The organism is Acidimicrobiia bacterium, from assembly GCA_035948415.1.
Classification (GTDB): Bacteria; Actinomycetota; Acidimicrobiia; order IMCC26256; family PALSA-555; genus PALSA-555.
In genome coordinates, this window is sequence record DASZJD010000023.1 from 44095 (window position 1) to 56702 (window position 12608).

Genomic DNA, 12608 nt, shown 5'->3' on the forward strand with positions numbered 1-12608 from the left:
GGTTCGGCAAGTGAGGTTGGCGAGCCGGGGTCAACCTCAGTGTCGTCGCGCCCGGGTGCTTCGAGGTCTCGCGTCTACTCCTCGCCTCACCCTCCGCCGTGGGAGCGGCCGAGCACGGCGCCGTTGCGGAGGACCGAGACCGGACCGTCGTCGCTCACCGCGATCACGGTGGCGAGAGGATCGTCGTAGCTGTAGCGGCGGCCGGACGTGTGGCGGGTACCTCCGAGCGCCTCGACGGTCGCTTCGGCCGCGTTGCTCGGCACCAGCCGCACGCCGAGTTGCCGCAGCACCCCCTCGGCGTCGAACACGGCTGCGCCGTCGATCTGGGCGAGGGCATGTCGGAGCGGGGCGAGGTGAGGAGCCCGGCGGATGCGCAAGGGTGGCGGCGTCGGGAGGCGTTCCTCGACCGGGGGACCGGGCTCGGGATCGGGCCGATAGATGAGTAGCGACCCGATCCCTCTCGATCCGAGGTCGTGGACGGCGAACTCCAGCATCGCCTCGAGGACCTCGGGATCGCCGTGTTCCGAGCTGGCGGTGACAGCGTCGATCCAGCTGGACACCGGTGGTTCGTGGTGCCAGGTGAGGCCCTGCCAGCGAAGGACGCCGAACCTCCCGACGACCCGGACGGACCCGGTCGGGTGGCGCTGCACGATCATGGCCTCGAGCACGTCGGCCAGGACGACGAGATCACGCTCCGAGCCGGCGGGCCGGTCGAACACCATCCACTCGTTCGTGCCGTCCGTGCGGCGCAGGAGCCAACTCGAGAGCCCATCGGCGAAGCGTCGAGCGTCCGACAACGGTTGCTGACCCACGGGCCCCCGAGTGATGTCGAGCTGCACGCCGGACGCCCATGTGGTGGGATCCGACTTGGGCTCAAGGATCGTGCCGGTGCTTGCAACGCGCCGCTCGTGGACTCCGGGGCGGATCGCATGATCGACCTCTACGAGCAGTATCTCGCGGAGGCCCTCGTCTCGATCCAGGCGCAGGCCGCTCTCGTCGAGGTCCTCCGCGAGTCGTCGCAGTCGGCCAGACGTCGGATCAGGCATTGAGCCGGACGCTACCGCCCGGTCCAAAAGATGGCGCGGTCCTCCGGCGATGGCGCGTGGGGTGCACCGAGGAGGACTCCTCGCCAACCGAAGTGACCAGCGAGGGCGCGACTAGGGCCCTCGCCGAGCCTCCTCGATCGTGAGCTCTGCGGCCGGATCGGCCCGGAGACGGTCGTCGGGGATCGGCAGCCCGCTGCGGACGGACCGGCCAAACGTTCCCTCGACGAGCCGCGCTTCTGCCCTGCGGATTGCTTCGAGGCGCTCCGAGAGAGAGGCCGCGACCGCGTCGTCGGTCTGCTCGGTGATCAGCGGCTCCGCCGGGTCCGTGATATCTCCGTCCTCGTTGGCCGCCGTTCGGTCGTCCTGTCCTGCCGCGACCGTCGCGTCCAGGAGCTGTTGCACCCGAGCTCGTTCCGTCCGGAGCAGCTCTCGTGCCTCGTCGTCGTCCATCGCTTCCTCCGCGAGTACGCCATCCGAGGGAGCCAAAGCCGGTGTTCGTCTTCTGACTCGCGGTTTGATGGACCGCGGGTCGACGTCACGCAGGACCGCAACCCTTCCCTTCGATGTACGGATGTCCGGGTGTCGCCGGTGACGTTGCCGGGCTAAGCCGGCGAGAGCTTGGCCTTGGCGATGCAGATCGCAAGATGGGCGTCGAGGACCGCCTGGCGGGTGGCCGCTGAGGCGCCGGCGTCGGCCTCGGCCGCCACCTTGGCGCTGTCGCCGGCCTGCTCCAGCTCGACGACGGCCCGCTGCTCGTCCGTGTCCGCGGTCGCCTTCTCGGCCTTCTCCGCGAACTCCTTCACCACGGCGACGAGCACCGGGGAGGCACCGTCGTCGCCTCGGACCACGTCGAGCGCACCGTCGATCTTGAGCCGCACCGCACCCAGCCGCTCGCTCGTGGTCGTCACACGCCCAGGCTACGCCGCGGCGCTGCTGGTCAATCGAGGGCGAGACGCCATCGTCCCGCGACGCCGCCCGCGGGCGCGTCATCGAGCGGGATGGCCCGCCCCGCTTGGGCGGCCGCGGCCCGAGGGCCGGTCCGACGCTCTGGACGTTCGGGCGGCGACGAGCGGTGGTGGGCCGGGGCGGATGGGCGTCGCCTCCGTTGTCCGGCGACGAGTTGAGTAGCGACTACTCAGGCGCCTCGCCCGGGCTCTCTCTACCGTTCGGTTATGGGACTCTTGAGCAAGATCACCGGCGGCGCCGACAAGAAGCTGCTCCAGACCGGACTCCCCGGCCGGGGCATCATCACCGACGTCAAGCTGACGGGGACCACCCTCCAGACCGGGAACGGGCTGGTCCAGCGGACGTGCATCTTCACCATGGAGGTGTCGCTCGACGGCAAGGACCCGTACACGGCGACCTGCAAGCAACGGATCCCCGAGATCGAGATCGCCCAGATCCAGCCCGGAGCCTCGACCGTCGCCGTCCGGGCCAACCCGGACGACCTCACCCAGGTCGCCATCGACTTCAGCGCCGAGCCCCCGACGGTGACGACGCCGGCCGGTCAGGGCAGCCACTCGGCCGCGGAGCTGCTCGCCACCGGCGCACCGGCACGTGCGGTCATCGTCCAGTGGCAGCCGCTGGGCAAGAAGAACCCCGCCGGCGTCGACCTCTACGCGTACGCCCTCACCGTCATGCCAGAGGGGAAGGACCCCTACCAGATCCAGGTCGGCAACCCCACGCCACCCGCGGCCTTGCCGTTCCTCTTTCCCGGCTCGCACGTCCCGGTCAAGATCGGGAGCGACCCGAACGCCGTGGTCATCGACTGGGATCAGGCGGTGGCGGACGAGAAGCCGCAGGGCGGATCGTAAGCATTCGCTAAGCATTCGCGAGGCTGGAGCGACAGGTCAGTCGCGCCACGTCACCGCGTAGGCCTGGGTCAACTCTGGCAAGCCCTTGATCGGGATCGTGCCCCGATCCTCGAATCGGAACTGCTTGCCCATGCAGAGCTCGCGGACGGCGATCGACACGACGATGTCCCCGGCCGGCGCGGCGTCGCACAGCCGCGCCGCCAGCTGAACCGCGGCACCGAACAGGTCGTCGTTGTCGTCGGTGACCGGCTCCCCGGCACTGATGCCGATGCTCACGTGCAGTGGCGTCGGCGCGTGCTCGTTTCGCTCTCGCAGCGCGGCCTGGACCGCGATGGCACATGCGACGGCGGCACTCACCGAAGCGAACGAGGCCATGAGTCCGTCGCCGGTGTGCTTGACCTCTCGGCCGTTGTGCCGCGCCAGCTCGGCACGGACGATCTCGTCGTGCTCGTGCAACAGGGCGACGTGGCCCTCGTCGCCGAGGTCGTGCGTCTGCGCCACCGATCCACAGACGTCGGTGAAGACGATCGTCCGCATCGCTTGTGCGGTGTAGGCCTCGCCGGGAGGGTGGGCGGGTAGCGATCCGAACATCGCGTTCAGCGGAACGTTGGGGTCGACCTCCACGATGAAGTCGGCCATGACGCCGTGCGACTCCCGGTGGACGGCCTCGACGGCGTCCTTGCTGGGTCCCTCGGCGAGGCAGAACACCGACCGGCGATCGGGGTCGAACCAGTAGGTGTGGTAGTGGACGCCGTACTTGTCCTGGGCCTCGAGGTCGAGCTGGTGCGCCGCCGCCAGCTCCTCGGGGGAGATGTCGATGGGAGCGTGGCGGTCCATGAACATCGGCACAGCGAGAGCATAGAGGTGGGCGAGTCCGGCAGCACCCGATCGCCACGGCGCGACGCCCCGGCGGCGCGGCACGCCTCGGAGTCCTGCCGTCGGACGCCACCGGACGTGGTGACCGCGCATCAGCTCGGATCGCGCGGTCGCGGGCGACCCGCGCGCTGCGGACGACGACCAGCTCCAGTGCACGGCCGGGGGGCGCGGTACGGTGCCGGAGTGGACGGCGTCCATGACGTGGGCGGACTCGACGGCTTCGGGCCCGTCGAGCCGGAGCGCGACGAGCCGGTGTTCCACGAGGACTGGGAGCGACGCGTGTTCCGGGCCAACGCCGCGGTCGTGATGGCTGGACTCGCCAACGGCGGGACGTTCCGCCACAGCATCGAGCGCATGGAACCGGCGCACTATCTCGCTTCCCCCTACTACGAGCACTGGCTGACCGGCCTCGCCACCCTGCTCGTGGAGGGTGGCGTCGTCGACGCCGCGGAGCTCGACCGACGAGCCGGGGGCCGGTTCCCTCGCTCGCGGCCGAACCGGGGCGTCGCGCCCGAGGCGGGGCTCGATCGCGCCGAGCCGCGCTACCCGGTGGGAGCACACGTCCGGGTGCGCGAGTGGCACCCGTCCGGGCACACGCGCGCGCCCAGGTACGCCCAGGGAAAGCTCGGCGTGGTGGTGCGACACGACGGCGCCTTCTCGGTGCCCGACGTCGAAGCCCACAGCGACGCGACGCGGACGGAGCCGACCTACTCGGTCCGGTTCACGGCGCGAGAGCTCTGGGGTGAGGGCGGAGGCACGGGCGACGTTGTCCACGTCGACTTGTGGGAGAGCTACCTGGACGCCGGCGAGTGAGCCTCAGCCACGACGCCCACGACCATCACCCGGAGCCGCTGGCGCCGATCGAGGCGCGCGTCGCGGCGATCGAGGCCGTGCTCGAGGAGCGCGGCCTCGTCGACGCCGCTGCGCTCGACGCCGTGATTCGCTACTTCGAGGAGGACCTCAGCCCGCTCAACGGAGCGACAGTCGTCGCGCGGGCCTGGGTCGATCCCGAGTACAAGCAGCGCCTGCTCGAGAACGGCACCGCCGCCGTCGCCGAGCTGGGCTTCGGCGGACCGGAAGGCGATCACATGGTCGTCGTCGAGAACACGCCCGCGGTTCACAACCTCGTCGTGTGCACGCTCTGCTCCTGCTACCCGTGGCCGACGCTCGGACTGCCGCCGACCTGGTACAAGGCCCCCGCCTATCGGTCGAGGGCGGTGCGCGAGCCGCGTGCCCTGCTGGCCGAGATGGGGACCGAGGTCCCGGACGACGTGGAGATCCGGGTCTGGGACTCGAGTGCGGAGGTGCGATACCTCGTCCTTCCTGAACGACCGGCTGGGAGCGAGGCGCTCGACGAGGCCGCGCTCGCCGCCCTCGTGACCAGGGATTCGATGATCGGCGTGCAGCGGCTGTGAGCGACCTGTTCAAGGATCGGGTCGCCTCGATGCGAGGGAGTGCGGCCCTGCCCCGATCGAATGGTGAGCTGCTCTTCGACGCGCTGTGGCAGGGCCGGGCCGTCGCGCTCTCCGTCACGCTGGTGGAGCGGCTCGGCGTCGACTGGGAGGCCTTCCGCCAGCACCTGATCGCAGCGATCGCCGACGATCCGGACCGTCCGTACTACGAGAGCTGGGCGCTGGCGCTGGAGCGGTTCGTCCTCGAACGCGGCCTCGCCGACGAGGCCACGCTCGTGGCGGCGACGCCGACCGAGCGCCCGCCCTGGTAGGGCAGCTCGCCAGATTCGGCGTGGGCGGCGGTTGCTGACCCCGAGATCGTTGCAAGGAGAACGACTCAGGGCCACGAGCGACACCGGTGTCCCGGGCGTCGGCGAACGGCGTCGATTTCGCTCCAACCGGTCGAATCGGTCCCTCGAGGTGGAAACGGGGCACGCGACCGCGGCCGTCGCTTCGCACTATTCCGGGGAAAGTTCTCTGCTGCCTTCGACTCGACCGTCGGCCGGGGAGGACGATGGGTGGACGCGAGAACGTCCGACGGCGACGACGTCGGGCGTCAACGAGAGGAGGTCTCATGGCCGAGAGCGAGAAGCGTGACATGGCTCCGGCGCCGCGAGACTGGCTGAGCCGCTGGTTCGACGAATGGCAATCCCCGCGCTGGTTCCCCGAGCTCTGGCGCAATCGGCTCATGGAAGGCGCCGACCCGATACGAGTCGAGGAGTTCCAGGACGGCAACACGCTCGTCGTTCGAGCCGAGATGGCCGGCCTGGATCCGGACAAGGATGTGGAGATCAGCGTCGCCGATCAGACGCTGCGCATCCACGCGGAGCGACACCAGGAGTCGAGGGTCGAGGACAAGGGCCGCTACCGCAGCGAGTTCCGCTATGGGAGCTTCGCCCGCTCCGTCCCGCTCCCGCCTGGAGCCACTGACCAAGACATCAAGGCGACCTACCGTGACGGGATCCTCGAGATCCGCATCCCGATCGATCGAGGGAAGGCCGAGTCTCGCAAGGTCCCCGTCCAGCGCACATGAGTTGACCGGAGGCTGACCGCTCCGAGCCGGGACCCGCGGCGTTCCCAACCGGGCGCCGCGGGTTCCGCGTTCACCACGCGCCGAAGATCGGATCGGCCCCCGCCCGTTTCAAGGCTGGTTGACAGGAGAACACGGAGGCGGGATGCCCACCCTGCGGATCGAGCACCGAGTCGCTGACTTCGACGGCTGGAAGGAGGCGTTCGATCGTGACCCCGCCGGCAGGGAGCAGTCCGGCGTCCGTCGCTACTGGATCTCGCGAGCAATCGACGAGCCGAACTACGTCATGATCGATCTCGAGTTCGACAGCGCGAGCGAGGCGGAGGGTCTCCTGGCCGCCATGCGCGACGTCTGGCGCGTGGTTGAACCGGCGGGCCTCGTAGCAGGTCCCCAAGCGCGGATTGTCGAGACCATCGAAGTGAAGGAGTACTGACGGGACACGGCCGCGCTCATCGATGCCAACCCGTCGCGGTGACATCACCGACAAACACGCTGACGACCACAACCGTTCCGCCACTCAGCTGGGGCGTGGCCTCGAGGCGTCGGCCCGACGAAGTCGCGTCCTAGGAGACCTCGCGCGTCTTTGGCAGCCCGAGGTCCGACTGTTCGCGCCGACCGGGCTTCAGCTGAGGGCGTGGCGGCTGGGCTCCGACTCGGCTCGGGGCGGCACTGGGGGCCTCGACGGGCGGTGTGGTGTCCTTCCGGAAATGCCAGTCGCAGGCCTGGCCGCCGTACCCGTCACACCAGGGGCAGTGGAGCATCCACCAGTCGTCCAGCGCGCGGTTCCACCCCCGATGATTGACCAGCCGACGCAGCCACCAGGGGTACCTGGTCACGTGCCGGGCTGGACCGAATTCGGGCGAATGGACGTCCGACGCATCCCGCCGGATGCCCGGGCGGGCTCTGCGTGGCCCTGCGTTCAAGGTCCTCCCCCAGATCAGACCCCGCCGGAGAGTCGCGCCGTTTACGCCCGAAACCGCGGATCCCTCTGGGCCACCCACCACTCAGAGTAGCAAGCCGGCCACAGAATGCAACATAGCCCCGGCGATCGGAGGAGGCCGGTGCGGCCCAAACGGCTCAGGACCGGGGACAAGGACCGAAGTCCAGGCATCGCAGCGAGGCGACGGGCGATCGTGGAGACCCGCGAGTCGAGGGCGCTGGTCAGGCCGCACCCTGGGCGAAGCACGGATAGCCGGGAGCGGCGCCGGCCCTCGAGTCCTTCAGCGCTGCCCGGCCAGGAGTGGCGCGCCGTGATCAGCCGTTCGAGGATCCGCCGTTGGGAATGCCGGCCGGCGGGATCGCCGGTACTGCCCATTCCCGGATGCCTGAGGGCGAACCGCGACCGGCGGCTCAGCTCGCGTGTCCCGATCGTCTGCCCCCCACGGCATCAGATGGACCTTCTACTCGCGCAGGCTGCTGGTCGGAAGAGCACGCGCTCCATGACCAACCTCGTGCAACCGTCGCGGCTCGACCGTCCTCTCACGACCGCTTGCGGTTATGACCATCGTGCGTCACCACAGTGATGGATGCAGATCTAGAAGGACGCGCTCGAGTGGCTGGCTCTTCGCTCGGCGGCGAGACAGGTGTGCGCGACGCGGCGCTGCAGGGTGAGGTCGGGCCGAACGCTCGATCACTGAGGGAGTCGGTGGGAGCGAGTTGGGGAACGGCGTCACGAAGTGAGGGCCGTAGGTCTGGCCGCTCAACGGCGGTGGCGTCGTGAAGGGCGACAGGTTGGTGCTGTACACGACGGTCGGTGTCGCGGTGCCGGGGACGGTCTGGGTGTAGGCGTTGTAGGCGATGAGCCCCGTCGCCGTCGTCGTGGCGACCTGGCTGTAATAGGTCCAGGGCCCTTCGGGGGCCGGCGCGGTGAACACGCTGACGTCGTCGGTCACGGCGTTGGCGAGCTTCGCGGTGGCGAGGTAGCCGGTCCCGGACCGGCGTACCCACGGCTGGGCCCGCGGTCCTTCCCCGGGCGCGGGAATCAGGTGTGGCATGTTCGTCCACCGCATCGGTACGGACTCGGCCTGGTTGGGGACCCAGGTCGCCCCGGTGCCGGGGTCGCCCCAGAACTGCCAGGCGCCGGGAACCAGGATCTGGCCCACGGGGGCGCGGGCCACGAAGACGTCGCCCCGGTTCTCTTCGTAGAGGTAGACGGTGCCGTCGGTGTCGACGAAGGAAGTCGAGCCGTACAGCGCCGACGGCCCGGTCGGGAAGGGGAGGGGTTGCACGCCTTCGAGGACGAGGCCCGGCAGGGAGAACGTCGCCACCTGCACGTCGAGGAGCACGTAGTCCAGCGGCCCGCGACCGGTGCGCCGCACGTGGGTGCAAAACACCCGAAGGACACCGTCCTCGACGACGCCCGACGCCGGCCAGTACGCCTCCCCCGGGGCCCCGGGGATCAGGCTCCCCGGCGCTGAGGGCTGAGCGCCCTCGAGGGGAGTGAGGCAGGCGCCGCTCTGCACGACGAAGCTGTTGTCGAGGAGCCGGCTGTTGGGGTCGATGGTCCCGTCGCCTCGCAGCGTCCCGACATACGTGTCCCCGAACAGCCAGACCGTTCGCCCGTCGGGCAGCGGCACCGCGACCGCGGTGTCGGCTGAGAGCCACGAAGTGGTGTGTCGAAGCTGGTCGAAGGCGGCGGCGTACGCCGCCGGGGAGCTCGGGACCGTGGACGCGCATGAGCTGGTTGCCTTCGGAGCGCTCGGCGGCGCCGCTCCGAGGGCGGCGGCCGCGAGCAGCGCGACCATCAGGATCAGGGCGACACGGGATCGGACGCGGCGTCGGTCGCGGTCGCCGATCACGGACCGGTCACTCCGCCAGCTCGGCCCGCGCCCCGTCGGCGCGGACCCGAGCGTCGCGATCGGCTCCGGTCTCGGCCGAAGGGGGGACGTGCCTCTCGGAGTCGATCGCTGAGACCTCACGATCCGAACGGAGGGTTCGGGCCGCTGTCACCACACCGGGTGGCGGCCCACGAGACGGGCGATCGTGCGGTGCTTCCCACATCCTCTCAGGCCCAAACCGTCATCGACCGCGGCGCGACCTGAGCCCACCGGCACCGTGGCGCGGACTCGCGATCCCGCCGACCGCGAGTCGTGCCGACGGGCGCCGGTCGTCAGCTCAGGCCGGGGGAGCGCCGAACAGCGCCTGGAGCTTCGTGAGCACGTCTTGCTCCTGCGGCGTGACGGACTTCGCCGCCGCCGCGACGGCCTGCGCGATGTCCAGGAACCACGCTCGGACCTCCGCCGACTCCTCGGCCGAGAGCTTCCCGAGAGCGGAAGCGGCAGGCTCGAGGTCGGCGAGGGCCGACGTGACGACCTCCTGCGGCTGTCGCCCCAAGTGCGCCTTGACGTCGTGACGCGCCTCTCGACTCTCGGCCGCTCGGGCGATCTGGGCGATCAGGTCGTCGGCCGGCCCACGCTCGGTCGGGCGGGCGGTGGCCCGGGCACTCGCCGCCGTCTCCTTCAGGACCGAGATTGGACCGTGCTCACCGACCGCCACCAAGGCCAGAGTGATGCGGAGCGGCGCCTCGGTGAGCGCCGCCCATTCGTCGTCCGTAAACGCCGACCGATCGGTCACGACTGCCTCCTCGGGGTGATCCTTCGCCAGTCTGGCCGACCTGACGTCCAGAGCTACAGCCGTGGAACGGCCGCGAGCGGCGTATCGATGGGGCAGCCAGCCTCCCCCAGCGAGAAGTCCCCGCGAGCGTCACGGGGGCGAGCCCTCTACATTCCCGGCTGTGCCGCACGTCGGAGACCTGGCTGGCGGTGTGGCGGTGGTGACCGGCGCGGGCTCGGGCCTCGGAGCCGCCATGGCCAGGAAGTTCGCGGGGGCCGCGATGGCCGTCGCCGCCCTCGACATCGACGAGGCCCGGGCCGAGGCCACCGCCACTGCGCTGGCCCACGAGCTGGGAGTGGCGACCACGTCGGTGCGCACCGACGTCGGCGACGCCAGGTCCGTGGCCGTCGCCGCCGAGCACGTCGCGTCGACCCTCGGCGGGTGCAACCTGGTCTGCGCCAACGTGGGCGTCCAGCAGTTCGGTGCCATCGATCGCCTGACCGAGGACGACTGGACCTGGGTCCTCAACGTCAACGTCATGGGGACGGTCCGCACGGTCCGAGCGTTTCTCCCCCTCCTCCGCCAGCGTGCCGGCTGGCGCCACATCGTCCTGACCTCGTCCGCCGGTGCCCTCGTGCCGAGCGTGCGGCTGGGCGCCTACCAGGCCACGAAGTTCGCGGTCATGGGCTTCGGCGAGACCCTCCGCCTGGAGCTGGCCGACGAAGGGATCGGCGTGACCCTGCTCTTCCCCGCCGCGATGACGACCCGACATCTCGAGAGCAGCGCGCGCGCCCGCCCCGCCGACCTCGGCGAGTCGGTGACGCTGCCCGACGACATCGAGGCGATGATGGCGAGCCTCCCGATGAGCGACCGCGATCTCGTCACCGCGGACCACGCCGTCCGCCACCTGCTCGACGAGCTCCTGGCCAACCAGCCCTACGTGCTGACCCACGGCTCGTACCGGCCCGAGTACCAGAAGCGGCGCGACGCCATCGACGCCGCCTTCGACCGGCTCGACCGACTCGACCGCGCCTGAGCGCCCCGGGTGGCGGCTCAGCCGCCGTCGAGCACGACCAGCTCCCCCGAGAGGTAGGCCGATGCTTCGCTGGCGAGAAAGAGCGCGGTGCCGACGATCTCGTCGGCTGATGCGATCCGACGGAGACCGACGTTGGCGGCCAGGTCTTCCTGCACCTCGAGCGATTTCCCGTGGTGGAAGCTGTCGGTATGGAAGGTGCCGCAGACGATCGCGTTCACCCGGATTCCTCGCGGCCCGTACTCGGCGGCGGCCGCCTTCGTGAGGGCGTTCAGCCCCGCCTTCGCCGCCGCGTAGACGACGGTCGACGGCACGGCATGCAGCGAGGCGGTCGAGCTGATGTTGATGACGGTCCCACCCTCGGTCATGTGCTCAGCGGCGAGGGCGGTGAGTCGGAGCGGGCCCTTCAGGTTGACGGCGACGGTCTTGTCGAAGAGCTCGGCCGTCACCTCGCGCAACGAGGGTGGAACCGGAGCGATGCCGGCGTTGTTGACCAGCACGTCGATGCGGCCGAACCGTCGGAGCGCCGCCTGGACGGCCGCCTCGGCGTCGGCGGGGTCGGTGACGTCGAGCTTGACGGCCAGGAGGTCGTCGTCCTGGCCCAGGGCCGCTGTGACGGTGCCGGTGTTGCGCCCGGTGGCGACCACAGCGTGACCGGCCGTGAGTGCGGCCTTGGCGATGTCGGCGCCCATGCCGCGGCCGGCGCCGGTGATGAGCCAAACCTTCTTGTCAGTCATGTCAGTGCAGGTCCTTCTGGTTGATGTGCCGCACGCCGCGTCTTTCGCAGGCATTGTCTACGGAACCAGCCGGCGCGGTGAGGTGGCAGACCCTGATGAGAGGGTCACTAGCAGGGACCCCCAGCGATGCGGGACCTCTCGTACAGTGGCAGACATGGCAGGCAAGAGCGACGCGGGCGACATCCGCGGCGACGTCCGCGGCCAGATCCGGGCGTTCCTGAGCACGCGCCGGGCCAGGATCAGCCCCGGGCAGGCCGGGCTGCCCGTCTATCGCGGCGAGCACCGACGGGTATCGGGCCTGCGCCGCGAGGAGGTCGCCGTCCTCGCCGGGATCTCAACCGAGTACTACACCCGGTTCGAGCGCGGCAACGCCACCGGCGTCTCTGAGAGCGTCATCGACGGCATCGCGCACGCGCTGCAGCTCGATGACGCTGAGCGGACGCACCTGCTCGACCTGATCCGGACCGCCGGCCGTACCAGCCGGCCGCGCCGAAGGCCTGCCCCGCAACACGTCCGGCCCGCGGTCCAGCGGGTCATCGACTCGATGACCGGCACGCCCGCGCTCGTGCTTAACGGCCGGCTGGACATCCTGACCGCCAACGCCCTGGGGTACGCGCTCTACTCACCGGTCTACGCCGACCCGGTCCGGCCGGCCAACAACGCCCGGTTCCTCTTCCTCGACCCGCACGCCACCGAGTTCTTCCGCGACTGGGACAAGGTCGCCAGCGACACCGTCGCCATGCTGCGTGCCGAGGCCGGCCGCGATCCCTACGACCGCGGGCTGTCGGACCTGATCGGGGAGCTGTCCACCCGCAGCGACCAGTTCCGGGTCCGGTGGGCCGCCCACAACGTCCGGATCCACACCACCGGCGTCAAGCTCATCCGCCACCCGGTCGTCGGGGACCTCGATCTCCCGTTCGAGTCCTTCCCGATCCCCGCCGAACCGAGCCAGAGCCTGCTCACCTACACCACCGAGCCCGGTTCCCCCTCGCACGACGCACTGAGCCTGCTCGCCAGCTGGGCCACCAGCCCCGCGCACGACAGCCAGGCCAGCCCGCACGACAACGAC

General features: G+C 70.4%; 15 protein-coding genes. 8 read left to right on the forward strand and 7 right to left on the reverse strand.

What is annotated here, in order from left to right:
- Positions 1-86: 86 nt before the first annotated feature.
- From VG869_03340 to VG869_03350, 3 genes are all read right to left on the reverse strand, one after another.
- The gene (locus VG869_03340) at positions 87-1046 is read right to left on the reverse strand and encodes a hypothetical protein (protein ID HEV3450216.1); all 960 of its coding nucleotides are present in this window, start codon (positions 1044-1046) and stop codon (positions 87-89) included.
- A 111-nt stretch (positions 1047-1157) separates the two neighbouring features.
- Complete coding sequence (locus tag VG869_03345) at positions 1158-1496, reverse strand: hypothetical protein (protein HEV3450217.1); 339 nt, start codon at positions 1494-1496, stop codon at positions 1158-1160.
- A 152-nt stretch (positions 1497-1648) separates the two neighbouring features.
- The gene (locus VG869_03350; GenBank protein ID HEV3450218.1) at positions 1649-1954 is read right to left on the reverse strand and encodes a hypothetical protein; all 306 of its coding nucleotides are present in this window, start codon (positions 1952-1954) and stop codon (positions 1649-1651) included.
- Positions 1955-2218: 264 nt separating this feature from the next.
- Here VG869_03350 and VG869_03355 point away from each other — a divergent pair, with 264 nt between their 5' ends.
- Positions 2219-2860 (forward strand): hypothetical protein, encoded by a 642-nt coding sequence (locus VG869_03355; protein HEV3450219.1) that lies wholly within the window; start codon positions 2219-2221, stop codon positions 2858-2860.
- 36 nt (positions 2861-2896) lie between these two features.
- Here VG869_03355 and VG869_03360 read toward each other — a convergent pair whose 3' ends face one another.
- Positions 2897-3703, reverse strand: a complete 807-nt coding sequence (locus VG869_03360) for a nickel-binding protein (GenBank protein HEV3450220.1) — start codon at positions 3701-3703, stop codon at positions 2897-2899.
- Positions 3704-3919: 216 nt separating this feature from the next.
- On the opposite strand from VG869_03360, the gene nthB reads away from it, so the two are divergent.
- The 5 genes from nthB to VG869_03385 all read left to right on the forward strand — a co-directional run bounded on the left by nthB (position 3920) and on the right by VG869_03385 (position 6650).
- Positions 3920-4549, forward strand: coding sequence for a nitrile hydratase subunit beta (gene nthB, locus VG869_03365; protein HEV3450221.1), 630 nt, complete (start codon positions 3920-3922; stop codon positions 4547-4549).
- Positions 4546-5151 (forward strand): nitrile hydratase subunit alpha, encoded by a 606-nt coding sequence (nthA, locus tag VG869_03370; protein HEV3450222.1) that lies wholly within the window; start codon positions 4546-4548, stop codon positions 5149-5151. Before nthB ends, nthA begins: the two co-directional genes overlap by 4 nt.
- Positions 5148-5459 carry a nitrile hydratase accessory protein gene (locus tag VG869_03375; protein HEV3450223.1) on the forward strand — a complete coding sequence of 104 codons (312 nt, stop codon included), beginning with the start codon at positions 5148-5150 and terminating at the stop codon, positions 5457-5459. The genes nthA and VG869_03375 overlap by 4 nt, the downstream gene beginning before the upstream one ends.
- 302 nt (positions 5460-5761) lie before the next feature.
- The gene (locus VG869_03380; GenBank protein HEV3450224.1) at positions 5762-6220 is read left to right on the forward strand and encodes an Hsp20/alpha crystallin family protein; all 459 of its coding nucleotides are present in this window, start codon (positions 5762-5764) and stop codon (positions 6218-6220) included.
- Between the two features lie 142 nt (positions 6221-6362).
- A complete protein-coding gene (locus VG869_03385; GenBank protein HEV3450225.1) occupies positions 6363-6650 on the forward strand; it encodes a hypothetical protein in 288 nt (95 codons plus the stop codon).
- A 1078-nt stretch (positions 6651-7728) separates the two neighbouring features.
- Here the strand turns inward: VG869_03385 and VG869_03390 are convergent.
- Entirely contained in the window at positions 7729-9015 is a 1287-nt protein-coding gene (locus tag VG869_03390) for a hypothetical protein (GenBank protein HEV3450226.1), read from the reverse strand.
- Between the two features lie 316 nt (positions 9016-9331).
- The gene (locus VG869_03395) at positions 9332-9790 is read right to left on the reverse strand and encodes a hypothetical protein (protein ID HEV3450227.1); all 459 of its coding nucleotides are present in this window, start codon (positions 9788-9790) and stop codon (positions 9332-9334) included.
- 160 nt (positions 9791-9950) lie between these two features.
- On the opposite strand from VG869_03395, the gene VG869_03400 reads away from it, so the two are divergent.
- On the forward strand, positions 9951-10805 hold the full coding sequence (locus VG869_03400; protein HEV3450228.1) for an SDR family NAD(P)-dependent oxidoreductase: 855 nt from the start codon (positions 9951-9953) through the stop codon (positions 10803-10805).
- A gap of 17 nt (positions 10806-10822) precedes the next feature.
- On the opposite strand, the gene VG869_03405 is transcribed toward VG869_03400, so the two are convergent.
- Entirely contained in the window at positions 10823-11539 is a 717-nt protein-coding gene (locus VG869_03405; protein HEV3450229.1) for an SDR family oxidoreductase, read from the reverse strand.
- Positions 11540-11693: 154 nt separating this feature from the next.
- On the opposite strand from VG869_03405, the gene VG869_03410 reads away from it, so the two are divergent.
- Positions 11694-12608, forward strand: a 915-nt coding sequence (locus VG869_03410; GenBank protein ID HEV3450230.1) for a helix-turn-helix transcriptional regulator, incomplete at its 3' end; no start/stop codon positions are given.

Coding starts and splice junctions, on each gene's coding strand:
- VG869_03340 (HEV3450216.1), bottom strand. CDS start 1,046: ATGCCTGATCCGACGTCTGGCCGACTGCGACGACTCGCGGAGGACCTC.
- VG869_03345 (HEV3450217.1), bottom strand. CDS start 1,496: ATGGACGACGACGAGGCACGAGAGCTGCTCCGGACGGAACGAGCTCGG.
- VG869_03355 (HEV3450219.1), top strand. CDS start 2,219: ATGGGACTCTTGAGCAAGATCACCGGCGGCGCCGACAAGAAGCTGCTC.
- VG869_03360 (HEV3450220.1), bottom strand. CDS start 3,703: ATGTTCATGGACCGCCACGCTCCCATCGACATCTCCCCCGAGGAGCTG.
- VG869_03380 (HEV3450224.1), top strand. CDS start 5,762: ATGGCCGAGAGCGAGAAGCGTGACATGGCTCCGGCGCCGCGAGACTGG.
- VG869_03385 (HEV3450225.1), top strand. CDS start 6,363: ATGCCCACCCTGCGGATCGAGCACCGAGTCGCTGACTTCGACGGCTGG.
- VG869_03405 (HEV3450229.1), bottom strand. CDS start 11,539: ATGACTGACAAGAAGGTTTGGCTCATCACCGGCGCCGGCCGCGGCATG.